Source organism: Mucilaginibacter aquaedulcis (assembly GCF_030409325.1).
Classification (GTDB): domain Bacteria; phylum Bacteroidota; class Bacteroidia; order Sphingobacteriales; family Sphingobacteriaceae; genus Mucilaginibacter; species Mucilaginibacter aquaedulcis.
In genome coordinates, this window is the sequence record NZ_JAUFPR010000002.1 from 1,306,179 (window position 1) to 1,331,326 (window position 25,148).

General features: G+C 40.1%; 22 protein-coding genes. 12 read left to right on the forward strand and 10 right to left on the reverse strand.

Annotation, left to right across the window (positions count from 1 at the left end; all coding sequences use genetic code 11):
- Positions 1–6: 6 nt before the first annotated feature.
- From QWZ01_RS09895 to QWZ01_RS09915, 5 genes are all read right to left on the reverse strand, one after another.
- Complete coding sequence (locus tag QWZ01_RS09895; RefSeq protein WP_290323152.1) at positions 7–1,998, reverse strand: glycoside hydrolase family 127 protein; 1,992 nt, start codon at positions 1,996–1,998, stop codon at positions 7–9.
- Positions 1,999–2,050: 52 nt separating this feature from the next.
- Entirely contained in the window at positions 2,051–3,652 is a 1,602-nt protein-coding gene (locus QWZ01_RS09900; RefSeq protein ID WP_290323153.1) for a RagB/SusD family nutrient uptake outer membrane protein, read from the reverse strand.
- Positions 3,653–3,664: 12 nt separating this feature from the next.
- Positions 3,665–6,997, reverse strand: a complete 3,333-nt coding sequence (locus QWZ01_RS09905; RefSeq protein WP_290323154.1) for a SusC/RagA family TonB-linked outer membrane protein — start codon at positions 6,995–6,997, stop codon at positions 3,665–3,667.
- Between the two features lie 260 nt (positions 6,998–7,257).
- Positions 7,258–8,400 carry a FecR domain-containing protein gene (locus QWZ01_RS09910; protein ID WP_290323155.1) on the reverse strand — a complete coding sequence of 381 codons (1,143 nt, stop codon included), beginning with the start codon at positions 8,398–8,400 and terminating at the stop codon, positions 7,258–7,260.
- A 93-nt stretch (positions 8,401–8,493) separates the two neighbouring features.
- Positions 8,494–9,081 carry an RNA polymerase sigma factor gene (locus tag QWZ01_RS09915; protein WP_290323156.1) on the reverse strand — a complete coding sequence of 196 codons (588 nt, stop codon included), beginning with the start codon at positions 9,079–9,081 and terminating at the stop codon, positions 8,494–8,496.
- Positions 9,082–9,349: 268 nt separating this feature from the next.
- On the opposite strand from QWZ01_RS09915, the gene QWZ01_RS09920 reads away from it, so the two are divergent.
- From QWZ01_RS09920 to QWZ01_RS09930, 3 genes are all read left to right on the forward strand, one after another.
- Positions 9,350–10,330, forward strand: a complete 981-nt coding sequence (locus tag QWZ01_RS09920; RefSeq protein ID WP_290323157.1) for an NHL repeat-containing protein — start codon at positions 9,350–9,352, stop codon at positions 10,328–10,330.
- A gap of 220 nt (positions 10,331–10,550) precedes the next feature.
- The gene (locus tag QWZ01_RS09925; RefSeq protein WP_290323158.1) at positions 10,551–11,048 is read left to right on the forward strand and encodes a GNAT family N-acetyltransferase; all 498 of its coding nucleotides are present in this window, start codon (positions 10,551–10,553) and stop codon (positions 11,046–11,048) included.
- A gap of 8 nt (positions 11,049–11,056) precedes the next feature.
- Positions 11,057–11,554 (forward strand): MarR family winged helix-turn-helix transcriptional regulator, encoded by a 498-nt coding sequence (locus tag QWZ01_RS09930; RefSeq protein WP_290323159.1) that lies wholly within the window; start codon positions 11,057–11,059, stop codon positions 11,552–11,554.
- A 120-nt stretch (positions 11,555–11,674) separates the two neighbouring features.
- Here the strand turns inward: QWZ01_RS09930 and QWZ01_RS09935 are convergent, their stop codons facing one another.
- Complete coding sequence (locus QWZ01_RS09935) at positions 11,675–12,790, reverse strand: TIGR03118 family protein (protein ID WP_290323160.1); 1,116 nt, start codon at positions 12,788–12,790, stop codon at positions 11,675–11,677.
- Between the two features lie 269 nt (positions 12,791–13,059).
- Here QWZ01_RS09935 and QWZ01_RS09940 point away from each other — a divergent pair, with 269 nt between their 5' ends.
- The 9 genes from QWZ01_RS09940 to QWZ01_RS09980 all read left to right on the forward strand — a co-directional run bounded on the left by QWZ01_RS09940 (position 13,060) and on the right by QWZ01_RS09980 (position 21,743).
- Entirely contained in the window at positions 13,060–13,950 is an 891-nt protein-coding gene (locus QWZ01_RS09940) for an SDR family oxidoreductase (RefSeq protein ID WP_290323161.1), read from the forward strand.
- A 184-nt stretch (positions 13,951–14,134) separates the two neighbouring features.
- Positions 14,135–14,431 carry a hypothetical protein gene (locus QWZ01_RS09945; protein ID WP_290323162.1) on the forward strand — a complete coding sequence of 99 codons (297 nt, stop codon included), beginning with the start codon at positions 14,135–14,137 and terminating at the stop codon, positions 14,429–14,431.
- Between the two features lie 474 nt (positions 14,432–14,905).
- A complete protein-coding gene (locus QWZ01_RS09950; RefSeq protein WP_290323163.1) occupies positions 14,906–15,328 on the forward strand; it encodes a hypothetical protein in 423 nt (140 codons plus the stop codon).
- A gap of 257 nt (positions 15,329–15,585) precedes the next feature.
- Positions 15,586–15,981: a response regulator gene (locus tag QWZ01_RS09955; RefSeq protein ID WP_290323164.1), complete on the forward strand. Its 396-nt coding sequence runs from the start codon at positions 15,586–15,588 to the stop codon at positions 15,979–15,981.
- A gap of 22 nt (positions 15,982–16,003) precedes the next feature.
- A complete protein-coding gene (locus QWZ01_RS09960) occupies positions 16,004–16,366 on the forward strand; it encodes a response regulator (RefSeq protein ID WP_290323165.1) in 363 nt (120 codons plus the stop codon).
- A 53-nt stretch (positions 16,367–16,419) separates the two neighbouring features.
- Positions 16,420–17,307 (forward strand): bestrophin family protein, encoded by an 888-nt coding sequence (locus QWZ01_RS09965; protein WP_290323166.1) that lies wholly within the window; start codon positions 16,420–16,422, stop codon positions 17,305–17,307.
- A gap of 218 nt (positions 17,308–17,525) precedes the next feature.
- A complete protein-coding gene (locus tag QWZ01_RS09970; protein ID WP_290323167.1) occupies positions 17,526–17,903 on the forward strand; it encodes a hypothetical protein in 378 nt (125 codons plus the stop codon).
- 152 nt (positions 17,904–18,055) lie between these two features.
- Positions 18,056–18,916 carry a hypothetical protein gene (locus QWZ01_RS09975; protein ID WP_290323168.1) on the forward strand — a complete coding sequence of 287 codons (861 nt, stop codon included), beginning with the start codon at positions 18,056–18,058 and terminating at the stop codon, positions 18,914–18,916.
- 76 nt (positions 18,917–18,992) lie between these two features.
- Complete coding sequence (locus QWZ01_RS09980; RefSeq protein WP_290323169.1) at positions 18,993–21,743, forward strand: CHAT domain-containing protein; 2,751 nt, start codon at positions 18,993–18,995, stop codon at positions 21,741–21,743.
- A gap of 7 nt (positions 21,744–21,750) precedes the next feature.
- Here the strand turns inward: QWZ01_RS09980 and QWZ01_RS09985 are convergent, their stop codons facing one another.
- The 4 genes from QWZ01_RS09985 to QWZ01_RS10000 form a co-directional block, all read right to left on the reverse strand.
- Positions 21,751–22,530: a hypothetical protein gene (locus QWZ01_RS09985; protein ID WP_290323170.1), complete on the reverse strand. Its 780-nt coding sequence runs from the start codon at positions 22,528–22,530 to the stop codon at positions 21,751–21,753.
- A 66-nt stretch (positions 22,531–22,596) separates the two neighbouring features.
- Entirely contained in the window at positions 22,597–23,364 is a 768-nt protein-coding gene (locus tag QWZ01_RS09990; protein WP_290323171.1) for a hypothetical protein, read from the reverse strand.
- Entirely contained in the window at positions 23,354–23,968 is a 615-nt protein-coding gene (locus tag QWZ01_RS09995; protein WP_290323172.1) for an RNA polymerase sigma factor, read from the reverse strand. Before QWZ01_RS09995 ends, QWZ01_RS09990 begins: the two co-directional genes overlap by 11 nt.
- Before the next feature lie 200 nt (positions 23,969–24,168).
- Complete coding sequence (locus tag QWZ01_RS10000) at positions 24,169–25,074, reverse strand: helix-turn-helix domain-containing protein (RefSeq protein ID WP_290323173.1); 906 nt, start codon at positions 25,072–25,074, stop codon at positions 24,169–24,171.
- Positions 25,075–25,148: the final 74 nt, after the last annotated feature.

The window sequence follows — 25,148 nt, forward strand, 5'->3', positions numbered from 1 at the left end:
AAAGTCTTATTGGTCGTTACTATTAGCCTTGATATTTACGCTGCTTACACGCGTTGGCAACCAAACCTGCATTTCCGATTTACCGCGATTTGCCCAGGAGTAATAAGGTATAGCAGTAAGAGTACCTTGTTCGGTTTTTATACCGCTTCCGTCTGCCGTAGGCGTTAAAACCGGAACCTGTGCTTTGATCATCACTATACCATTCAGCATGTTTTGATCGTAAACAGTGTTAAAGGCGGTATTTTCCGGAACTATGTAACTCTGTTTATTTTGATCGGTGTTAACCTGTTCAACGCAATACATAAGCGGCCCCCTTTGCAGTGCTATTTTATTCACGTTTACCTTTACGCTATCAATCGCTTTGATCTTACGAACAGGCATTGGTAAATTCAGAGTCAGCAAGTCGCCTTTTTTCCAGTCACGGGCAATTACCGCATAACCGTTTTGCATGCTATATTTTACAGGTTTACCGTTTAAGGCAATGGTAAATGTACTGTCGGTTTTATCGGTGAACTGATATGTTTCGCCCGGCACCGGTTGATTTACGGCCCAACCCGGGATACGTATATGCAATGGAAAGTTAGTTTTGGAAACCGGATTTACAGTCAGCTTGATATTTCCGTTCCACGGGTAATTACTTTGCTGTTGCAATTGTACCTTTCCTTTTTTTAGCGCAATATCAGTACTGCTGCCAACAAAAAGGTTTACCCAAATGGCATCATCACTGGATGCATAAATATAATTACCCAATGATTCAACCAACCTGGCGATATTGGAAGGACAGCAAGCGGTACCGAACCACTCACTCCGTTGATAGTTATTATCCGAAGCCAGCGGATTGCCGTAAAAGAAATGATCGCCGCTTAATGACAAACCATCCAACGCTCCGTTATAAAGACTGCGCTCCAGCACATCAACAAACTTGGCGTTGCCAGTGAGTAAATTCATGCGTTCGTTCCAAAGCACCATACCCACCGAAGCACAGGTTTCACAATAGGCACTTTTGTTTGGCAGATCATAATCAACTGTAAAACCCTCATTGCTTCCTGATGAGCCAATGCCTCCGGTAATATACATATTGCGGTATACTACATCTTCCCAAACATTATTCATGGCTTTCAAATATCCCGGATCATTACGGGCTGCGCCAACATCGGCTGCACCGGTATACAAATACATGGCCCTTACCGCATGACCTTCAATTTGTGACTGATCCTTTACAGGCACATCATCCTGGCAATATTTTTCGCCCATGTGCCTGTTAGTCCAGATAGCGCCCCGGCCATAACCATGCCCGCGCTGCTGCAAATACCAATCGGCCAGGTCAAGGTATTTTTCTTTGCCTGTTGCTTTATATAATTTAACAAGTGCAAGTTCTATTTCTTCGTGGCCCGAAACCCAATGACGGTTTTGTTGTTTAAAAGTACTGTCAATATTATCAACAACACGACTCGCCACATCAAGCAATTTTCTTTTTCCTGTAGTGTTATAATACGCTACCGCAGCTTCAATCAGGTGGCCGGCATTGTAATCTTCATGCTTTTCCATGTCCGACCATCTGTTTTCCAATCCCGAAAGTGTGTAGTAGGTGTTCAGGTAGCCATCGGGTTGCTGTGCGGCAGCTATTTTATCTATCCATTCATCGGCCTTTGCTTCCAGTTTAGCGTCGGGATGGTTTTTAAGGGAGTATGCGATGGCCTCCAGTGCTTTGTAAACATCTGAGTCATCAAAATATATGCCTTCATGTTTTTCGCCCTGCTTGCGCGCTACTTTTTCAAAATTCCGAATACGGGGAGTTACCACCTCGGTTTGCTGAATACAAACGGGAATGGTAACATTCGTAACTGTATTTATTCGTGGCGACCAAAAGTTATCATTGATCTGCACTTGTGAAAAATTAACCGGAGTCATTTTTACTATGCTCTGCTGTGCGTTGGTTACACAAGGCATCAATGTCGGAAGAGCAAGTAAAACAAGTTTTCTTTTAAGAATATTCATATGGTAATGTTTATTACGGCACCGCCAATGAATGAGCGGTGCCGTATATTTTTTAATAACCAGGGTTTTGTTTAAGATTTGGATTAGAGTTTAAAGCAGGCTCAGGCAATGGAAAAATAATCTTGGTATCGCCCTGTGGCTTATGAGAAAGCCAGCTTTTCTTGGTGTACACACCAAAGCGTATATCATCCCTCCTCCTGAAGGCCTCCCACGCAAACTCATAACCAAGCTCATCCAGAAACTTGCCATACTGAATAGTCGATTGATCGCCTGCGTCGGTTATTTTATAATTCTCAACGTACCCATATTTATAAACGGAGTTTTTAACCAGGTCGGCTGCTGTAACGATTGCTTCCGCGGGTGCTGTTTTAAAGGCCCGGTTCCTAACGTTGGTTACCAAAGTGGCTGCCTGCGCGGCATCGCCGGTGCGTAAAAGGCATTCTGCTTTCATCATCAGCACCTGTCCGTATCTGAAAAATGGAAAGTCGTTACTCAGGTTTGACATGGCACCTAACTGCACTTCAAATTTGTTCATGCGATAGCCTTCAGATTCGCCGGTAAACAAACTGTTTGGAATATCTTTGGTAAAGTTAAGTGGCTTACCCGCCTGGTCATAAGAACCCAGTAAAGGTTTGCCATCTGTACCAAGCTGCGGCCCAATGAGCCATGTATCAGCCAGGCGTTCATCATTGGCACTGTAGGTATCAATAAATTGCGAAACGCCCATTGCCGAGCCTGAACCCCATGGTGTAGCCTGCATATTTTTTTTGCCTTTAAGCGCACCATGCCATGAAAACATCTCCGGGAAAAACCCCTGTGCCAGCGTTTGATCAAAAGGAATAGCGAATATTATTTCTGGCGAGCTTTCATTTTGTGTTTTAAAGATATCGGAGTAGTTGTTTTCCAGTGAGTATTTACCAATAATGTCATTACATTGCTGCAAACATTCTGTCCATTTGGCCTCACCGCTATAAACCTCTGCATTCAGGTAAACATTGGCCAGCAGAGCCTTGGCTGCCCATTTGTTGAAGCGGCCATACATTACTTTATCCTGCGCTTCGCTTAAATTAGGTAAGGCCGCGGTGATTTCGGTAACTATAAAATTATAGATGTCTTTGCGGCTGGTCATGGAGGGCAAAGTTTTATCTGTATTGGTCACCAGCGGACCGTTTCCGAAATTATCGCAAACCAGCCAGTAGTAAAAAGCACGTGCAACCTGAACCTCAGCCAGAAATGATTCTTTAGTTACGCCTGCGGGTGGTTTAATAACATCAGTTTGAATTTGGACAATAATGCGGTTAGCATTAATTATACCGTTATAAAAAGTATTGAACATGTTGTTCACCTGCGGATCAAGTGAATTATAAGTATGCAGGTGCATGTGTTTATATATACCACCGTCATCCCATCCGGAAGCATTTGCCGGCATCACCAACTCGTCGCTGGTAGTTTCCTGTAGCATGTAATAATTAGTATGGCTAAACAGGTTGCGCATGTTGGCGTAAACAATGCCTATTGCCGCATAAGGATTATCATATTTATAGGTGGATGAGGTGACATCAGAATAAAGGGTTTCGTTGAGATTATTTTTACAGGCTGTGAGTACCGTTAACGACAGTAATACTGCAACCATGGTGTTTTTTATAGTTTTCATAAAAATGTCTGATTAAAAGGTAAAAAATGCGCCTAATGTATATGTAGATGTTGCAGGATACCTGTTCTTATCGTCAACTCCCGGAGCCAGCAGGTTAGAGCTGTTGTCAGACGTTAGAATAGAAACTTCCGGATCTATCCCCTTGTAACCAGTAAAGGTTTTCAAATTAGAAGCCGATGCATATATCCTGATACCTTTTATGGCCTTAGTTTTAACAGGCAAATTGTACCCTAGCGTAACATTGTCTATTTTCCAGAAACTACCGTTTTCTATATAATAGCTAACATATTGCAGCGACTGATCATCTGCGAGAGGAACCTTATTATAAATTTTATCATACGCTCCCTTCAGCAAATTACCCCTGGTTAACATAACCGGCGCGCTATAAAACAATTGCGCCGAATTGTAGATCTGAAAACCAAAAGCACCACGCATGGTGATATTAAGATCAAAACGCTTGTAGTTGAAGGAGTTATTCCAGCTCAGGTAGTGTTTAGGCAAGCCGTTACCCAGAATAGTTTTGTCACTTGCCTGCTGATTGGCTATTGGTTTGGGCTTACCATCCGCACCCTGTATGATCCAGTGGCCGGTTTCATCTATATCTACACTCTTGAAGCCATAAAAGTTACCAAGCGGCTGTCCTATCTGTACACGACCGGTTTGTTGCTGAATTGGCTCGCCAGTGTAGCCTACGTCAAAAAAGCCACTGGCCAGCTGGAAGTTTTTATCAGACAGCGAGAGTAGTTTATTCTTGTTGGTTGAATAATTAACAGAGGTATTCCATTGAAAATTGGTAGTGGTAATCGGAATGGCATTAATCTGCACCTCAATGCCCTCGTTTCGCATAGAAGCCGCGTTGGCAATTATATTGCTATATAAGTATGGCGGCGAAGCTACCGGATAGTTGAATAACAGGTCGGTAGTTTTGCGTCTATAAGCATCAATAGTTCCGCTTAACCTGTTGTTCAGGAAGCCAAAATCAAGACCGATGTTGATCTCCGCCTTTTTCTCCCAACGAAGATCAGGGTTTGAGTTACTTGATGGGTTCACAACCTGAATAAACTGACCGTTAAAATAGCTATAAGTATTAAAATTCAATTTATCCAGTGATTGATAAGCTGATGCGGGTTCTGTTCCTGTTATACCATATCCCGCTCTTAATTTCAGATTACTTAATGTTTTACTATTTCCAAGAAAGGATTCCTTCATTAAATTCCACCCGCCGGAAACAGCAGGAAAGTTTCCATATTTATGATTTGCACCAAACTTTGATGAACCTTCACGACGTATACTCGCGGTAAGTAAATATTTATCTTTATAACTGTAGTTTACCCTTGAAAAATAGCTGATTAACTTATTTTCAGACTGATTAGAAGACAATGTTGCCTGACCACGTGATAATGCCAAACCAGCACGGATGTTGTTATAGGTAAACTCATCTGTCGGAAAATCAAAATTTGACATGCTTGAAAACTGAGCATTTAATTGCCGCCAGCTATAACCACCCAATACATTGATCTGATGGTCATTAAATCGTTTATTGTAATTTGCGGTCAATTCAATCAAGTCTTCCTGATTGCGAAGATTAGTTACAGCAGCGTACCCATTTTTGCCGTCGTGAACCGTTGAATATTGATCTTTTGTTTCGTAGTAACCAACATTATAGTTATTTAGATTTCTTGATCCTAACAATTTAATATTCAGGTCATCTATTGGCAGGTAAGTTATTGTTCCAATTGTGCGTAAATTGCTGCTCTTATTTAACCCGATAGTATTTTGTAGCAGCGACACCGGGTTTTGATAATCCGTTTTATCAGGATGTTCAATAAATTTTCCGCTATCGTCTTTAATACGATCTGTAGGATTATAAGTTAGTGCATTTCTGTATACAGCAGTATTAAAACCGGCATCCGAAATACCGCTGGCATTATTAAGATCACCGGAGGTGCCTACGTAATAATTTTGTTCAAAGCCGCTCAGGTTGGCATTTAGTTTTAACTTACCGTCAAACATGCTATGGTTTACCTCAATTCGGGGGTATAAAATGTTATTGTCCGATTGTTTCATTATTCCCTCAAGTCTGCGATAATTGAGGTTAACTACATAATTGGTGTTTTGAGTAGCACCTTTTAAACTAATATTGTAAACCTGCGAAAATGGAGTTCTGGTAACCTGATCAAGCCAGTTTGTATTGTAACCATAATCTGTGGCTCCGGGTTTTTTCTCTGCAACCAGCTGACGATATTCATCAGCATTCATAAAATCGAGCTTTTTTGTAATTCGCTGGGTTGAAAAATAAGTGTTGAGTTCGATTGAAGGTGCGGTATTAGCTTTAGCTTTTTTGGTAGTGATAAGGATTACGCCATTTGTTCCTCTTGTACCATAAATTGCCGCGGCTGAACCATCTTTCAAAACGTCGATTGATTCGATGTCTTCAGGAGCAACAGTTGTTAAGGTTCCTGGTACACCATCAATTAAAACTAAGGGAGCTGTGCCAGACAAGAGTGTTGTTATACCACGTAAATTAATCTGAGAGGTAGCGGTTGGGTTACCGTCAGTAGTTACAACCGATAAACCTGCTACTTTACCCCGAATAAGCTGTGCCGCGTCGGTTACCGAACCTTTAACAAAACTCTCAGACTTAACACTGGCTATAGCACTGGTAATATCGCCACGGCGCTGGGTTCCGTAACCTACCACAACAATTTCGTTAAGGTTTCGAGGCTCATCCCTCAGCTGTACATTTATTACGGTTTTGTCGGCAGTTAAAGCTACTTCTGTAGTTAAAAATCCGATAAAACTGAAGACAAGAATCCCTTTGTTATCAGCCAATTTCAACTGATAACTACCGTCGGATGCGCTTACAGTTCCCTGAGTGCTGCCTTTCAGCACAATATTAACACCCGGTAAGGGTTGATTCTTGGCATCTGTTACCTTACCTGTAATAGTAACCGGTACTTTTTCGGCAGCTTTTATCTGATTTTTTTCAGCGTTACCCTTTATAGCAATGGTTTGCTGAATAATGGTATAACTCACCGGCAAATCTTTAAGACATTGATCCAGAACCTGGTTTATAGTAGCACCATCGGCCTGCACCGATACCATCTGAGTTTTCAACAGATTAAGCTTGCTGTCATAAATAAAATGATAGTTGCTTTGTTTTTTTATCTGCTGCAATATCCGCTCAACAGGTACATTGCTCTCGTGTATCGTAATGTTTTGTGCAAAGCTTCCGGCGTGTACTTGTGTAAATGCTACAAACAATATAATAGCGATAAGTTTCATAACCAGCAATAGTTTGGACATACCGGGCCATATAGCCCCGGGCTTTAATTTAATTTTCATACTTTAGTAAAGTTTGGGTTAAACGCTTAAGTTCAATTCGTCAATACTGATGATTTGGGGCCCAGACCATTTGCCGGAACGTGGTGCAACACATTCCGGCTTTTTTATGTCGCTTGTACAGGATCAATATTGATTGTACCGACAGAGCCCCAATTCTTTTAGGAGGAGTGTTGTATCTCTTTTGTCATAATACTTTTTTTAGGTTAATAAATGGTTTTATTGTAAAATCGGGACCCCGGCCTTCTCATGTGCCGCCCCGCTTAATTAAGCACTTTAATACTTTTTCCGTCGATGCGGAATTTTGCTCCCTCAAACTCCAATAGATTAATGAGGCCTGACAGATTAACATTTCTGGACATGCTGCCCGTAATTTTAATATCTGACGGATGATCTGCATAGCTAACATCAAGGTCATACCAACGGGCTGCGCTTTGCATTACTTCTTTAATAGAAGAATCGTTAAACTCAAACAAGCCATTTTTCCAGGCTACTGTCTCTTCTGTATTTACCTCGCTGATATTTATCCGCGTTTGCTTTGCAGATGGATCTAACCGAGCCTGCTGGCCTGGTTTAAGCATTGCTGTATTTGATCCTGAAATAATTTTCACACTTCCCTCCAACAGGGTTGTCTTTACAAGCTGCTCATCACGATAGCTGTGTACATTGAAATGGGTTCCTAATACTTCTATTGTTTGGCCATTGCTCACAACCCTGAAAGGTTTTAACGCGTTATGCGCCACCTCGAAATAAGCCTCACCATCAAGACGTACGGTGCGGTCATTCCCCTTAAAATCTGTTGGATAAGTAATGGACGATTCAGCATTTAAATAAACCTTTGTACCATCAGCGAGGGTTACATTATATTGCCCTCCCCGCGGTGTGGTCATAGTATTATAATTTACCTTTTCCGAATTGGCATTACCTCGTTGATACCTCAACTGCCCATCGGCTGTTTTATCAATCGCTACATCGTTATCATTTGCTAAACGTCCGTTCTTTGCTCCGGTAAGCATGATCTGCTGTCCGTTTGCCAGCGTAAGTATAGCTTTATTGCCACCGGGTAACACTTCCCGGGCAGGAGTTTTATGGTGCAGCACACCCGCAGTTAAAACCGGTTGGTTTTTTTTATAAAAATGAATTGTAACAGCGATCACCAAAATAACAGAAGCTGCCGCGGCAATCATTGGCCACAACCGCATTATCCTTTTCGGTGATTTAATATTTGCCCTCATCAGCGTTTTTTCAAAAAGCTCTGCACGCAGATGTTCAAAATCATCAGCATCAGATAAAAATCTTTTTTCACTTTGTGAGGCGTACCAGTTTTCAACAAGTTGCTGTTCATGAGGCGTAGCGGTGCCATTTAAATATTTTTCAATAAGTTGATCTGCTTGCTGCTGGTTCATGAAATTAGGTCTTACTTGGTCGGTTTAAGAGTAAGACACACGGGAATCACCAAGGGGGTATCGTTATTAAAAATAAATTTTTTAATAATTGCATTAACGCCATAAGGCAAGCAATAGCAGCGCGGCACCGCCAGATTCTTTTAAGTTGTAGCGTATTACTTTAAGAGATTTACTGATCTGCTTTTTCACGGTTTCATCAGAAGTACCCAGCAATTTCCCGATCTCCTTGTGCGAAAGGTTTTCTTTGCGGCTCATCTCAAACACCTGCCGCATTCGTGGAGGCAAAGCGGCAATTTCTTTTTCAATCGCGGCCATCAGGTCGCGGGTATCTATATATTGCAGGGTATCTTCGCTTGACTCTGTTACAAAAACCGCCAGCGATTCCAGATAATCATTTTTATATTTATTCTTCCTGATGGCATTTAATACCTTATGCCGGGCCATAGTATACAGATAGCCGGCAAAGTTTGACAGATCGGGTATTTTTTCAGGAGATAGCCATAAGCTGCTGAAAACATCCTGAAGGATATCCTTTGCATCTTCCTCATCTCTTAACATTTTATAGATATGACCGTAAAGGAGCCGCCAATAACGATTATAAATAATCGTAAAAGCACGCTGATTGCCAGACCGCATCAGGTCGAGCAATTCAAGATCCGTTAAAGCTGTTAAAGAGGGCAATTGGTTTTTTTAAAACCGAATCTACACAAAAGTTCGGCAAGTGCAACATTTTCATTACAATGATATAGGGAATGCGGTTTTGAAACCAGACTTGATCCGCGGCTCTTATATCCTGAAGAGTCAGGAATATAGTACAGTTGTTTCCTTCTTTCTTTTTAATCCGACTAATAAGCGAAGAATAGTTCTTTAGCAATATCAGCCATTTTATTCCTGTTAAAAATAATTTCTTAATAGTATATAAAACATTAACCTCATTAAATTTTTAGCCATGAAAAAGATCAGCCTTTTTTTGTTTGCCGTATTTATGATCGGCTTGTTTGCCTGCAAGCGTGGAGATGAGATAACACCACCTTCATCACCAACAAATTCATCCGAAACAACTTCAGTTAGTTCAATAGCTGCTGTCCAGGCAGTTGCCGCTGTCCCGACGGTGGTAGCCGGATCAAAGGATCATGCAGGATATGTAAATGCCACTGGTGGCAGCGCTCGATTTAATCAACCTTACGGGATTTTTGTAAACCCTGATGGAACATTGTTAGTGGCCGATCAGCGTAACGGCGCTGTCAGGAAAATTAGCAACAGCGTTGTATCAACTGTAGTTAAAAACACCGGTCTTGTGGGTATTTCCAACCTGGCACGCACAAACGACGGAACCATAGCAATGAATGATCAGGGAACAACAGTGCTATATAAAAACGGGCCATTAAATTATATCAGCTTTCTGGGTTGCCAACATTGTTCCACAGGCGGGTTAAGTAAAAGCGCCGACGGTACATTTTTTTGGTACCCAAACAATTTATATGATGGTGAATCGGTAGTTTATTTAGAAAGCATTAAACCTGACGGCACTCCTGGAGCCGGTGCTGGTGGCGCCATAGCCAGCACTGATGGCGCTGATGGTGCTATTGTATATGCAACAGCAGTAAGCACTACAAGTAATGACAATAAGTTTGTAACGCTCCCTCATGGTGTGTTTGAGGTTACCCACTCCGGCTCCGTACTTAATATTTTATCTCCAACAACGTTTGACGGCCTCACCGATATCGCTGTTAATAAAGATGGAACAAAATTGTATTTGGCTGATAAAGGTGATATCAAAGTAATTACCCGTTGTGCCACATGCCCAACTTTACTTACCGTTTTAGCTGCTCATGTAGATGCCACAGGGCTGGCATTATCTAATAGTGAAAAGGTTCTCTTTTTTACAAGTTCCCTTCACCATACGGTTAACAAAATCAATCTGCCCTGATTTGAATATCTCTTTTGATATTTATTAAAACCCAACTTAAAATCTTTGCAATAAATAATTTGCAAAGATTTTAAGCTACACGATATTGTAAATTCCTCCTCTATTCTTCATTTTTCAACGCATTCAGGATTGCATTACAGCTGGGCATTTTTTCAATTAAATAGAAAAAAGTACAAATATATGTAGTTAACTACGTATATTTGTATACAAATAATTTGACATGGAACATTCACTGGCTATCCGGCCTATTTATAACGACTATTGTAATCAGGTTATAGATATTATCTTAACTATTCAGCAGGTTGAGTTTAGCCTGCCTATCACTATCGATCAGCAGCCTGATCTTCGAGATATTGAAGCTAACTACCACCAGGGAGGCGGTAAATTTTGGGGCGCGTTTTTGGGCGATGAGCTGGTTGGCACTATCGCGCTGATCAATTGTGGAAACAATACAGGCTGCATCCGCAAAATGTTTGTTAAAAAGGAATATCGTGGCCGGGAGTTTGGCACAGCCCAGCGGCTGCTTGATGTACTATTGCAATTTTGCCGCGACAACGAGATAGTACATATCTATTTAGGCACCGTTCACCAATTAAAAGCGGCGCATAGGTTTTACGAGCGCAATGGTTTTTCTTCCATTGATATTAATGATCTGCCTTCATATTTCCCGCTCATGAAAACAGATAATATGTTTTATCAGCTACATTTAACTCAATAAATGCATCGATGAATGTTATAAACGATTTAGGCCTTCTGGCCATTGCCACGCGCTTACAGCGCCTTGCCGAGCAAATGCGTAAAGATGGTTTGCTGATTTATAAAGCTCATGGTATTGATTTTGAGCCTAAGTGGTTTCCTGTTATGTATACTTTGCATGTTAAACATGTTTTAAGTATAGTTGAGCTATCTGCAGAAATTGGATACTCACATCCCTCAACCATCAGTTTGTTAAAGGAACTGGAAAAACAAAAGCTTGTTAAATCAAAAAAAGATAAAGCCGATGAACGAAAACGCTTAATTCAGTTAACAGAAAAAGGTCAGGAACTTATTAACCAGATGAAACCTGTTTGGCAGATAATGATCACTGCCACTGCTCAATTAACCGAGACAAAAAACAACCTGATGAAAGCCCTTGAAGAGGTGGAACAGCAAATGGAGCTGCAAAGTTTTTATCAACGTGCTAAGGTTATTATGGCCGCCAACCGAACAAATGATAAGATTTAAAGCTTTGAGTTCAGGTTTTTTAATTATTGAAAATTATACCGTTTTTTTAAAAAGCGAGGGCGCCAGTAATGAAACTAACACCCTCTGATTACACCCAACTTTACACTAAAAAATTAATTATTAAACATCAATATCCTGAAGACCCATATTGGTGTTGTTCCCATTATTAGGATTGTTAGTGGCAACTGAAGTTTTAAGAAATCCAAAAAGTCCGTGCGCTTCTCCGCCAGGTCCTGCGGTAAAATACAGGCTGCTACTGGCCGCCGGGTCTGGTTTAACAAAGTCAAGTGCCCATAAACCTTCAATGGTTAAAGGTTGGCCATTGGCCTGCAATTGTCCTTTATAATTTCCATCAGTATCAAAAACATTAACTCTGCCATCGCCAAAATTACCTACCAGAATAGTTTCCGTTTGGGCGGCGAAACCAGCCGGTGCGTGCGTAACCCCCCAGGGAGAACTGAGTGAGCCTTGTGAAGCAAAGCGTTTAACCAGCGTGCCATCTGGTTTAAAAATATTAACATAGCCATTGCCAGGGCCAGGGCTGTCATTTACATTATCAGGGCCGGCCAATTTAGCATAAGTAACGTATAGCATCCCGCCAATGTTCTGAACATTAAACGGTGCAAACCCGGCAGGGATGGTAGTGTCGGTAAATCCATTAGTGTCTACATGTTTGAATTCCTTGTCAAACACATCTATTTTCCCTGCTTTAAAATTGGCGGCATACAGAAAATTAGCGCCAGCATTGGTAGCCATTGCAAGGCCTTTGTACACCGCCCCCGGCCCTCCGTTTGCTACTATTGCCGCATCGTCGTTACTGATCCATGCGGAGATAGTTCCGTTTTCATCCGCGAAAATAAATTTGTTATTACCAAAATCAGATGAGTTGTTAAACACCATGCCGGTAGGTTTACCTGTTTGATTACCATTTGACGGAATTCTTACCGGCAACCGAAGGGTTTGCCCCGTGGTATCATATATAGTACTTAGTGCCTTGTGGTTTGAAGCTACCCATACTATCCCGATCTGATTGGCGGCCAGCCCCCAGGCATTAACCAAATCAGGATCAATTTTGGCTGCATTAAATCCTGCCGCGTCGGCTATTAAATTGGTTTGACTAACGTTATATTGTGTCGTCGGCGGCATTGTGGTTACGTTTCCTTTTTTACAGGAAAAAATTGTTAAGGCAGTTGCTACAGCCATTAGTGCTGGCTTCATCATTAATTGTGTTTTCATATCTGAACCATTAGTTTAATTTTTGTATAACTCTCAGACAGAACTCGTTTTTTTACCGTCCAAAGAATTATGGTTTAAAAAAAGCTAATTGCTTGCAGGAACCTAAAGAAATTACACCAAGCCATTACAATACTTGACCAACAATGATTTGAACAGGTACAAGTAATGCTGTAAAAAGCTTTTCATGATTTTGGCTAAATCAAACGCAGATTTGGATAAATCATCCACACCAATACACAGCATCTTTGTATTAAATAAAAGAATCAGTTATGCGTGTATTTGTTACAGGGGCCACAGGCTTCATAGGTACTGCCATTGTGCAGGAATTAATAAAGGCTGGTCACCAGGTATTAGGTTTAGCCCGTTCTGAAGAATCAGCTAATAAACTAATCAAGGCTGGAGCAGAAGTTCATAGAGGTGATCTGGAAGATCTTGACAGCCTTCGCAGCGGAGCTACAAGTTCCGATGGCGTAATCCATGCGGGCTTTATACATGACTTCACCCGGTTTCAGGAGGTATGTCAGGTAGATAAAACGGCTATCGAAACCATCGGCAAAGTATTGGCCGGATCAAATCGTCCATTTATTGTTACCTCGGGTACCGCGCTGGTTAGTCCCGGAAAACTGGCCACAGAAGAAATTATTCCACCGTTTAACCCACATTTCCCAAGAGCTTCCGAGCATACAGCTGATGCCGTAGCAGCTTTAGGTGTTCGCGCGGGAGTAATACGCCTGTCACCCTCAGTTCACGGGCAGGATGATAAACATGGCTTTGTACCAATACTGGTTAACATAGCCCGGGAGAAAGGTGTTTCTGCCTATATTGGCGATGGCCAAAACCGCTGGAATGCCGTACATAGGCTGGATGCCGCACATTTATACCGACTGGCTTTGGAAAACGTTGCACCGGGAGCCCGTTTTCACGGCTCTGCAGAAGAGGCCATCACTTTCAAAAGCATTGCCGAAGCTATAGGCAATCAAATGAATATCCCGGTAGTGTCGGTAGCGCCTGAAGCCGCGGCTGAACATTTCGGCTGGTTTTCGCACTTTGCTGCAATAGATTGTCCGGCATCAAGTGAACTAACCCAGGAACGTTTAAGCTGGCATCCGATGAACTCAACACTACTTGCCGATATTGAGAATGGCATTTATACTAAGTAACAGTTATGAAAATTAGAATGGCTGGGTTAGCATTGATGAAACCCAGCCACTTTTACCGTTTGATATGCCGTTTTTACAATAATATATTTCTACAACTCATCACTACCTATACAATTTTTCCCGTAAAACTCCCAAACAATCAAACTCAAAAGCCAAGTAGCATAAGATGTGTTATTAGCCATTGATGACACTAATAAAAGGTAATTTAAGTACAGATCTTCCTGCCAAAATTGAACAATTTAAAACCGAATTTGCAGGCATACAAAAAAAATACACTACTTGGTTCAGAAAAGGAACCATAAACCGGTCTCAACGGGTTAAAGATCAGCTTACAAATCATTGTTTTATAGCGCTTAAAGATGAGCATATCATATTCGGCTTTCTTCATAACTCTACCCTTCCCCAAAATATCCGAAAGGAATGTATCAGAGCATTCAATAAAATATTTAACGATATAACAAAAGCAAAACAGCGGGCTTAAATATTGTATTGTAATCGGGTTCTCCCTGCAAATTCTATGAATCCTCAATATTGACTGCGTACTAATAACTTTCTCGTCAATTTAAGAATTAATGTGTATTGGTTCATACCCGAATGGATAGAATATTATTTATGTAGTAAATACAGAAAAATAGTATTAACCATATTTACAGAAATTCACACAATAATATCAATATGCGATTATCTCCTTCGCAATTTCCATAAAATTAAAAACATAGTGCTATAATAGTCAAGAGTTTACAAATAAACCAAACCGACTTTCAATCCAAAATTGCTATTCCACTACTTATTATTAAATCAAACTCTACCAACAGAAACATAAAAAACCAGAAACATAAATACAAGTCATTAGTAATTAATCAGTTACAATACTTAATACAAATTTGATTATAGCAATAACACTAAATTATACGCGAAAAAATCCAATAAGATAACATATTTTTTACGCTGAGCCATGAGCAAACACATAGAAAAACTAAAAAAGGAACTTATTGAATTGGCAGCAATTGTAAATTCCTTTAAATCTGAAGCTGTACAGGTTCGAATCCTTGACCGATTGCTTGATCTGCTAACAGAATCGACTAACAAGCATGAATATGAATTCGGCACGAAAAATAGCCATAGCAATGATGAAAGTACGGCAGCAACCGAACCTAAAAAAAATGGTGCAACTAAAATCCTGCATCAGTTACTTCAAACTGATTTCTTTAATGAGTATCGTTCCATATCAGAAATAGTTGAATACTGCAACGAACACTTTAATGCAGATATAAAAACTACGGAACTCTCTGGCATATTATTAAAACTTGTTAAGGAAAATCGCCTTAAAAGAGAAAGAAGCACTGAAAACAATCGGTTTAAATATGTTCGTGCGTAGATTCAGAATTGGAGGAAGATTCTTCTGATAACCGTAGTGTTTGTTGCCGAATTGATTAAATTAGCATCAGCGAATAAAAATCCGGAACAAACCTCGGATTAAAATGTTAAAGCAATTAGTTAAACCAAACCTAAATACAACAACTGAACTTTGATTTAAATTGTAGCCAACATTATAAACTAATCTAAAGGCTCAAATGGCAACATTTGAAGCATTGACGATAATAAAGTATTAATTTTTTAACCAACCTTAGCTCAATGCCACCAAAGATATTATTAATAGATGATGCTGAACTTGACAATGTGATATTGAAAGCATTTTTATATCGTGTATCATCAGACTACGTGATCGAATCTTGTACAAATGGACAGCTGGCAATAGATAAGTTAAAGGAATTATTATTAAGTGATCCTTCTGAGCTTCCCGACTACATATTTTTGGATATAAGCATGCCGGTAATGGATGGCTGGGCTTTTTTAAAAGAATTCGACCAATTAAGCTCTGCCCTTTTTAAAATCAGTAAAATTTACGTACTTACTTCATCGCTTAATAAACGTGACCGGGAAAAATGTATCCTTTATCCGCATGTAAAAGGCTATTTATCAAAACCGGTTGATGAACATCGGTTAAAATCTATCATGGCCATTGCCTAACTTATTACTTTTAATCTAACGTATGAATAAACGAATACTGATAATTGAAGATGACCCTGAAATATTAAGTGTCACTACGATGATTCTTTCGGAAGAATACGAGGTGCAAGGAATTGAACGAACTGAGGATATATTATTATCCATAAAAAATTTCAAACCTGATTTAGTGTTAACTGATTATATGCTACCAGGTATGTCGGGAGGGCAAATTTGCAAGGTTATTAAAAACACAAAGGAAACAAAACATATACCGGTTATATTAATGACCGCCTATCACAAAATGGCCGTATCATTGGCCAACTTGAACTATGATGCTTATCTGCCAAAACCCTTTGATATATACAAGCTTATTTCTACTGTTAAAAAACTTTTAAAACAACCGTAAAGCATCTTAAGTGTTCAGAAACGTTTTGAACATCAAATGATTAATGAAAACTTATGTTACTATCTAAACCAATTTCCATAACCTATTTCCTGCGGCTTATTAAATGGGATGTGATCGCTATTTTTCTGTATGCCTGCATTGTGGGAGCTTTGGATTATTTCACTTTCTTTAAAGATCTTACCATTCCTCTCGGTGTATCGGCAATGGTAGGCACATTACTATCTCTGCTACTTGCCTTCAGAACATCTCAATCATATGAGCGATGGTGGGAAGCAAGAACAGTATGGGGAGCTATTGTTAACGATAGTCGTACCCTAATCAGGCAATTGGTTCAGTTTTTGCCTAATGACGAAAATAAGGCCGGATATATAGAAAAAATGGCCATAAGACAGTCTATATGGTGTTATACTCTGGCAGAAAGTTTGAGAAAATGCCCCTCGTCTGAAAAAGTCACCCAATACATAAATGAACTTGGTGCGGATAGTGACAACAGACCTAATATGTTACTATCCAAACATGCGGAAGAGTTAGCGGCCATAAGCGAACACTACCAACTAAATGCAAACAAACAGGTACAGCTGGACAGTACCATTCAGCGATTAACAGACTCCATGGGAAGATGCGAACGTATTAAAAACACAGTTTTCCCTCGTGCTTACAGCGTTTTAATACATTTTTTGATATATGTTTTGACCACCATCTTCCCTTTTGGGCTTGACGACCATCATTGGGTAATTGTAATTTTTCTTGCTACTATCATTCCTGTATTGTTTATAGCTATTGAACGCACCGCGATATTGATGCAGGATCCTTTTCAAAACAAACCTACTGATACCCCAATGACGGCTCTTTCAAAAACAATTGAGCGAAATTTGATGGAGATGGCCAATCTTCCCAAGCCTGTTCAATCAGTTTCACCAGATACCTTTTATCTGATGTAATTGATGAATGGAGTCAACCAACAGGACTCTTTGATACCCCCTACCCAACGTTTCTAAAGAGGTTGGTATGATGAAAAAACGCACACACACATCAATGTGATTCCATGCCCATTGGTTCATTTGCATCAATTTGCTTAACCTTTTTCAAAAAAAATTCAATTTGAGGTTACATCATCCCAAACAGCGTTTACTAACATTAAAATTTAAATCAAATTATTATGAAAAAGTCAACTTTAATTCTTGCGGCAGCTGCACTGGCATTTGCATCTTGCAGCAAAACAGCTGGGGTTTCACCGGTTAGTCCAGCTGCTGAAATTAGTACTACAGCCGCCAAACATGATGGCGCTGATGACAATGTAAAACATGATGTTAATGACGATAACCAGCCCAAACACAGTGGTAATGATGATAAAAATATTACTGTTCCGGCAAAGGTATTAGCAGCTTTTAACAAAGCATTTCCGGGTGTTGCAGTACGAGAATGGAAACTTACCAGCGATGGTTTGTATAAGGCTCACTTTACAAAAAGCGGTGTGGCGTACGAGGCTTCATTCAAAGCTAACGGAACACTTATAAAATCGCAAAGAGCCTCATAAATATCTTTCTCCTTTATTTGCTAAAACCTATAATTCAACAGGTTTTAGCAAATAAAGGGTTATTATACTAATCCAAACTACGGCGTACTTTTTGTAAACCCGATTTTTGTTTATTTTTATTAAATAAAATATCCTGAAAATTAAACCAGACTATGATCAAGAGGTTGTTTTTTGTGCTGCTTGCCTGTGTAATGTGCTTGTTTTTATCATGCTCTAAGGATAAGTCACCATTTACCGATAGCCCGGTAGGTACCCCACCAGAAACGCCTGTTTCTCCCGGACAAGGAGGAACAAACAATCATATTTATGCCGATTCTCTATTTTTTGTTCAGGAGGCGGCAAATATCATTAAACCTCTTAGCGCCGAGGCCGGCACCTACAGTAGTACGCCTGAAGGACTTAAAATTGAAGACGCTACGGGAGAGATTAATGTAAACAAAAGCGAAACAGGGCTTATGTATAAAGTTACATTTACTCCGGCCAAAGTTGGTGGAAATACGCTTACATCATACGTAATTATATCAGGCATAAACTATCAGGATAAGATCTATAACCTATCGGCAGGCGACAGTATCGCAACCCCAATTTATAATGCCAATACCAAACTGGTGCTCCCCGGCACCGGCAAAAACAATATTTTTGACGAAGATGGCAGCTGTAAAAAAGTGGGCATCAGTATAAATGGTGATGATGCGCGCATAAACCTGGCAAAATCTGTACGTAACCAGGGAATTGACACCGGCGCCACGGCAGAAGTTAAACTGGCCTATCGCTTAAATGATGGCAGTAATCGAGCCCTCAATGGACTAAACGTTAAAATATATTTTTACCGTACGGCAAAAGAAATCCCACAATATCTCACCGATTTACTGGAAGAACGCAAAACAACTATTTTCAGTCAAAATTTAATACAATCATCGGGAATTTCAGGTTCGCTCGTTTTAGCCGGTTTATCGGTGCAGCGTTTAGCAACCCGTGCAAGGCCGCCATGCATTATAGTTGTAAGCAGGTAACTTTTGCTAACGGCTTTTTACATATATTTAATTCATGTACCGGGCCTGGCTAATTGTATATTTTTTTTTAAGCTGCTTGGCGGCTAAATCTATAGCTCTTGCTGCTCCTGTTCAGCAACCCGAATATAAAATATTATTTGCCAGGGCAGAAAAATTTGCCACTGCCGATAAGCCAACTGATCAAACAGATCAGCAGGCTCTCATTTTATATCAACAGGTTATTAGCATTTTATCGAAGACCGGAACCGACGCACCCTTTTTGTTAAAAGCCTGCATAAATACAGGCGCCTTTTTACAGGTGCTAAATCGCCCGAAAGAAGCCATTACCTACTTTACAAAAGCGTTTGAGGTTAAAAATATAACTTTATCTATTCCTGACTCAGCCATTTTCAGGCCACTCATTTATTGCGGGAACAGCTACTATCAGCAGGACAAGCTCGACTCAGCCGAGATCTTTTATAACCGCGCAAAGGTCATCGCCGAAAAATACCCCCAAATAAATGAGGTAGAAAGGTTGTACAATACCCTGGGTGTTATTGCCTATTCGGGAGGTAATTATACTAAAAGCATTCCTTATTATGAGCGTGCAATCAGTACACTTGAAAGCCGCGGCAACATCGAAAATTCGCTTATGGTGAGCTATAAAAGCAACCTTGCCTCGGCCTACCGCAAACTGAAAAGATATAACGACGCGCTGAAACTATATCAACAGGCCTTACAGCTTCATGAACAAACTGATAAATTATTACACAATATTGGTTCGGTATACTTGGCTATGGGCGAAAGCAGGCTGGCCATATCTTATTTAAAACAAGTAAACTATCAGGATCAAAAAAAACTGAATGACCTTGGAAAAGCCAGCTTGCAGTTGCATGATTTCAATGGCGCATTAAGCTATTTAAAGCAAGCCGAATCCATAAATACGCAAAAAAATCATGATCATAAAAACAGCGATCATGGCATCACACTGAAATATTTGGGCGATGTATTGGTTGCTCAAAAGCAAATGGAACAAGGTCTGATTTATTATCAGCAGTCAATCAATAACCTGCTTTTAGATTTCCAAAGTAATGACATTTATGCCAACCCTGATAATTTTAACACCGTTTTTAATAGTGCCGAATTATTGGATGTGTTATCATCAAAAGCCGCCGCTTTAGAGTCATTGTATACACAAAACCACCGTATTAAAGACCTGGACGCGGCATTAAAAACCTATTTGTCCTTTTACAAACTGGCAGATCATGTGGAACGGTTTTACGAAAATGATGAAGCACGATACCTCATTAGTAATCGAAAATATGCCTTGCATCAGCAGCCGATTGATTTATGCTTGCAATTATATCGCCTAACTCACAATAAAAATTACATAGAGGAGGCTTACCGCCTTGATGAGGAAAATAAAGCCAGTACGCTGGCCCTTTATCTGGAACAATCAAAACTAAAAGTTAAAAGCGGCATATCTCCGATGCTGCTGAAACAGGAAATCGACCTGAAAGCAAATATAACCCGCCTAACCCTGCAGGCATCGGGGCAAACAGATAGTTTGGCCCTGCTTAAGTTAAAGAGAACAGTAAATGATGAAGTTATTAAACTGGTTTCGGTTCAGCAGCAGGTAAACCAACAAACAGGTTTTAGCCAGTTTAATTCTCATAGCGATAACGTTAGCCTAATATCCATTCAAAAGATCATACCTGAGCAAGGTGCTATCCTTTCTTATCACCTGAGTAAGCAGTATGTGTTGTGCTTTGTGATCACTAAAAATACTTTCAATTTTTTCACGAGTACTACACCTGCAGATTTTCAAGCATCTGTTAAAAGCACTTATCTGCTGGCTCAAAACAAGACCGGAAACAATAACAAACAAATGCGTGCCATTGGCCAATCATTGTATTCAAAGCTTATTAAGCAGGCAGAGCCATTCATTAAAGACAAAAAAGATCTGATGATAATTCCTGATGATGAGTTGAATTATCTCCCATTTGAATTATTGATCAATAATAAAGCTAAATCACTTTTAAAACAATTCACCATCACCTATAACTATTCATGCACTATACTACTGGGGAATAATGCTGCCCAGGCTAAACACCCTGGCAGCCTGGGCATGGCCCCCTTTGATGAAAAGATCGCAGGCTCTGAATGGGCTTCTTTACCTGCCTCAAAACAAGAAATAGAGGCAATGGGAGGCTATTTACTATTCGGCCCAAAAGCCACAAAACAAGCATTTGTAGATGCGGCCCATCAATTTGGCACCATTCATTTAGCTACTCATGCCTATGCTAATGATAAAAATCCAGATCAATCATTCATTGTTTTTTATCCCTCATCAAACAACACAGACATAAATTATAAGTTATTCCAGCCGGAAATTTATAATTTAAAACTGGATAAAACGAGGCTTGTAATGCTCAGCGCCTGTGAAAGCGGAACGGGTGAACTGGTTAATGGCGAAGGCCTGATGAGTTTATCCAGGGCATTTTCTTACGCAGGCTGTAATAATATCGTAGCATCAATGTGGAAAGCCGATGATAATGCTACAGCTTACATTGCTAAAAAATTCCATACTTACCTGAAAAAGGGTTTTACAATTACCCGGGCCCTTCAACAAGCAAAACTCGACTACCTTAATGATGATCATATACCATCAACACAAAAATTGCCCGCCTATTGGACTCACATGAGGCTGATAGGTGGCTTTGAGAAGCAACATGATCATCATAGGTTTATTATTTATATGCTATTAATCGCTGCTATTTTCCTGATCGCCATGATAATAATAAGCCGGAACCGTATAAAACGGAACCGGACTTATAATCAGGGGTAAATATCAATTATCCGTGTCCTTCCGTTCCGCCATGGTTGTCATCACCACCATTATCATCACTACCATCATGGTGCCTATGTTCAAATTCGGTTTCGGCAATTTGTTGTATATTAACTTTCACCTTGTTATAAATAACATTATTTGAAGTTGAGCTAATGATAATTTTACCATCGGTAAGGGTGGCCTGCTGCAGATCGGCAATGCTTATTTGCTGGAATATTCCATTCAAATGAAGCATGATGGTGGTCTTCAGGTCGGATGCTTTTTCAATTGTCACGTTCTTTGCTTCTGCCTTAATTTCCAGATCTTCATTAAAGTAAAGTTCAACCGGGATAACCGTTCCGTCCGTTTTGGTCAGGTTTCCTTTCAATGTTAGTGGAATAGCGGCATTGGACTTTGCGAGTACCACTTTTACCTCAATCTCATTGTAAACACCTGTATCAATCGGGGCGTTTGCAAATGAAGGGGCTAAGGCAAACAGATCAACATTTGTTAAGCCCTTTACTTCTATTTCTTTTTTTATTCCATTTTTCCTGGCTTCAAATTCAAACTTACTCACGTTTGCTATACCTTCAGTCCAGTTCACCATGGCAGTTGTTGCATTAACAGCCGAAACAGAAGCAGACACCAGAGATGAAGATACCTGGTCTGCTTTTACACCGAACAAAATAGCAGCAGAACCCGCGGCCGGATTTGTTGTACTTTCTTTTTTACAGCTTATTAAACCTATAATTACTACAAATAGCAGTGTAAGGATAAGGCGGGTTTTAGTCTTTAAACTTTTCATAATCGTGTTTTTGTTATTGGTGGTCGCCAACAGCGATTATGTAACCGTTTATTTAAGTTTTTTTAATTACTCGCCTCTTTTTTTCAGGATCAGCAATTTTAGTTTAATTACAGTCCAATAACTCACCCTGTCATGATACAAATGATCTTTATCGTTATATATCTGATCAATTAATTTTTGAGCTTTCAGCGGCTCATTGTACTGTAAATAACTTAAGGCTAAGTAGTATTCAGCATCATCCCGATAATGACTTGCCGGGTCGAGAAGCACTTCATTAAATTCACGGATGGCGTTAGCCGGTTCATGCATTGACAAATATGCCTGACCACCCAAAAAACGGTCCTTTTCTCCAGGACCTGGGCTTTTGCTTAGTTCTGCTATAACTGTTTTGAAGTTGTGGTTTGCATAGGCTTTTTCAATAACCGAAGACCCTTCTACCCCACGGTCTACACTTAGTTCATACGGCTGATAATTATTTTGAGCCAACTCTGCCGATGATACATTCACCCACTCATAGGCTCCAAATAAAAACATAAAAACAATTAGCCCTGCAGCTATTTTCATAGTAAAGCGTAAAAGCGAATAAATCCTTCCGCTATTCTGATTACCCTGTTTGCCCCTAAGCTCATCCATCATGTGATGGTGAACTGAGGCTACCTGCTGCCTTAAACCATAATGCATGGCAGCCATTTTTGCCAGCTCAAGGTTCTCCAGCCGGACTTGTAATTCAGGGCTGTTTGCCAATGTTTGTTCAAAAGCAGTCAGCTCCTCACCCGTTAATTCTCCATCCAGGTACTGAATCAGTCTTTCGTCTGCTTGTGCATTATTGTCCATATGTTAATGCGCTTTTAAATCGTTGTGCCAGGGCCTTATCGGCATTAAGCATTTGCTCAAGGCTTTTTAAACATTTATATTTCTTATTTCTGAGTACCTGTTCATTTTCATAATTTACCAAGGCCAATATTTCCTTCATAGGCAAATTATCATAATAATAGGCTGTTAAAATTTTGCGGCATGCATCTCCAAGTTTTTCCATCAGTGACTGCACCAATTTGCGGGCATCCCGTTCAACTAAAAAATGACTAACATCTTTTTCATCTACCTCCATCTCATGACCATATCGTTCTTCTCTGAGCACGGTTCTGTTTCTCTTTTTTAATTCGTTAAGCCATGCATATTTATTAAGCGTGAACAAAAACGTTTTAATGCTCGATTCTCCACGGAATTTTCCTTTTTTCACAATCTCGATAAACGTCACTATTACTTCCTGAAAAATATCCTGCGCATCCTGTTCTGAACCCTGGTTTTGCCTCACATAGTTGCTTAATACGGCATAATTACTCCGATACAAAAAGCTGATCACCGAATTGCTTACCTGTTCATCCTTTAACGTATCAATTAACTCCTCATCGGAGAAATGCAACACGGTTTTTTTCATATAGTACAACAATTAGTAAAAGCTATCATTCAAAATGTAACCCTATCATTTTAAATCAAGTTAGTAAAAAACACCGTGCCAGCAGAATTGATTTTAAAAACAACGATCCCATTTATTACAACCCGATACCAAAACACTCCAACTGTTTATACATAATTTGAGTCAAAGTATTAATTGTAACCCAATACAATCAGCAAAATTTATATTACTGTACGTGTATGTCCGGGTGATGCTCCGGTATATTTTTTAAAGAAGTTGGTAAAGTACGCGGGTTCATCAAAACCGAGCCCTCCGGCAATTTGGGTAACACTCCAGTCTGTATGTTTGAGAAGTGCCTGCGCCTCCTGAAGAATACGATCAGCTATAAGTCGGCTGGTTGTACGACCAGTTACCGCCTTTACCGATCTATTCAGGTGATTGGTATGAACCGCCAGGGAAACGGCAAAATCTTTCGGAGCCTTTAGTCGCACAGATTGTTCCGGGGAATCAATTGGAAACTGCCGTTCAAGCAATGTCAGGAACTGTGCCGTAATACGAGCGGCCGAGCCTGCATGCGTTTCAATAGTATTTACTGGTGATAGTGTTAAAGCTTCATGCATCAAAACGCGCAGGTAACTGCGCAACATATCATATTTAGCCCGGTAATCTGAAGCCATCACTTTCTGCATGCGCTCCAGCAACCCGGATATCAAGCTCAATTGGTCATCATCTAAAAAAATAACATGAGATGCACCCGGCTGAAATAAAGGAAAATCAGGCAGTCTGCCTTTATATTCACCGGATTCAATGAAAGTCTGTGTAAAAAGGCAGAAACAGCCTGTTTGAGGGCCGGGTCCTGACTCCCAAGCCGATGGAACCGACGGGCTGGAAAATACCAGTGCAGGCCGGTCTATCTGCACTTCCCGATCTGCATAAATCATTTTACCTTGACCTATTATCAAGGTAACCTTATAGAAATCCCTACGCCCAAATGGCGAACGCTGCACACAAAGTTGTCGCTTAAAAACATTGAAGTGTCCCTGTCCTGTATTATTTTCAGCAAATGCCGATTGGTTATTTACCGGATGGCGAAGATAAAAATCAGCCAGTGTTTCTATTGGTTCCATAATGCAAAGTTAAGTCTTATTGAAATACAATGTTTGATTATTATAACTCAATATGACAAAAACATGATAATAAA

What these genes read in the sequence shown, in the direction of transcription:
- QWZ01_RS09895 (WP_290323152.1), bottom strand. Translation starts at nt 1,998, where the DNA reads ATGAATATTCTTAAAAGAAAACTTGTTTTACTTGCTCTTCCGACATTG.
- QWZ01_RS09925 (WP_290323158.1), top strand. Translation starts at nt 10,551, where the DNA reads ATGGAACATTCACTGGCTATCCGGCCTATTTATAACGACTATTGTAAT.
- QWZ01_RS09940 (WP_290323161.1), top strand. Translation starts at nt 13,060, where the DNA reads ATGCGTGTATTTGTTACAGGGGCCACAGGCTTCATAGGTACTGCCATT.
- QWZ01_RS09955 (WP_290323164.1), top strand. Translation starts at nt 15,586, where the DNA reads ATGCCACCAAAGATATTATTAATAGATGATGCTGAACTTGACAATGTG.
- QWZ01_RS09985 (WP_290323170.1), bottom strand. Translation starts at nt 22,530, where the DNA reads ATGAAAAGTTTAAAGACTAAAACCCGCCTTATCCTTACACTGCTATTT.
- QWZ01_RS09995 (WP_290323172.1), bottom strand. Translation starts at nt 23,968, where the DNA reads ATGAAAAAAACCGTGTTGCATTTCTCCGATGAGGAGTTAATTGATACG.
- QWZ01_RS09970 (WP_290323167.1), top strand. Translation starts at nt 17,526, where the DNA reads ATGAAAAAGTCAACTTTAATTCTTGCGGCAGCTGCACTGGCATTTGCA.
- QWZ01_RS09960 (WP_290323165.1), top strand. Translation starts at nt 16,004, where the DNA reads ATGAATAAACGAATACTGATAATTGAAGATGACCCTGAAATATTAAGT.
- QWZ01_RS09965 (WP_290323166.1), top strand. Translation starts at nt 16,420, where the DNA reads ATGTTACTATCTAAACCAATTTCCATAACCTATTTCCTGCGGCTTATT.
- QWZ01_RS09945 (WP_290323162.1), top strand. Translation starts at nt 14,135, where the DNA reads ATGACACTAATAAAAGGTAATTTAAGTACAGATCTTCCTGCCAAAATT.
- QWZ01_RS09910 (WP_290323155.1), bottom strand. Translation starts at nt 8,400, where the DNA reads ATGAACCAGCAGCAAGCAGATCAACTTATTGAAAAATATTTAAATGGC.
- QWZ01_RS09930 (WP_290323159.1), top strand. Translation starts at nt 11,057, where the DNA reads ATGAATGTTATAAACGATTTAGGCCTTCTGGCCATTGCCACGCGCTTA.
- QWZ01_RS09935 (WP_290323160.1), bottom strand. Translation starts at nt 12,790, where the DNA reads ATGAAAACACAATTAATGATGAAGCCAGCACTAATGGCTGTAGCAACT.
- QWZ01_RS09975 (WP_290323168.1), top strand. Translation starts at nt 18,056, where the DNA reads ATGATCAAGAGGTTGTTTTTTGTGCTGCTTGCCTGTGTAATGTGCTTG.
- QWZ01_RS09900 (WP_290323153.1), bottom strand. Translation starts at nt 3,652, where the DNA reads ATGAAAACTATAAAAAACACCATGGTTGCAGTATTACTGTCGTTAACG.
- QWZ01_RS09920 (WP_290323157.1), top strand. Translation starts at nt 9,350, where the DNA reads ATGAAAAAGATCAGCCTTTTTTTGTTTGCCGTATTTATGATCGGCTTG.
- QWZ01_RS10000 (WP_290323173.1), bottom strand. Translation starts at nt 25,074, where the DNA reads ATGGAACCAATAGAAACACTGGCTGATTTTTATCTTCGCCATCCGGTA.
- QWZ01_RS09950 (WP_290323163.1), top strand. Translation starts at nt 14,906, where the DNA reads ATGAGCAAACACATAGAAAAACTAAAAAAGGAACTTATTGAATTGGCA.
- QWZ01_RS09990 (WP_290323171.1), bottom strand. Translation starts at nt 23,364, where the DNA reads ATGGACAATAATGCACAAGCAGACGAAAGACTGATTCAGTACCTGGAT.
- QWZ01_RS09905 (WP_290323154.1), bottom strand. Translation starts at nt 6,997, where the DNA reads ATGAAAATTAAATTAAAGCCCGGGGCTATATGGCCCGGTATGTCCAAA.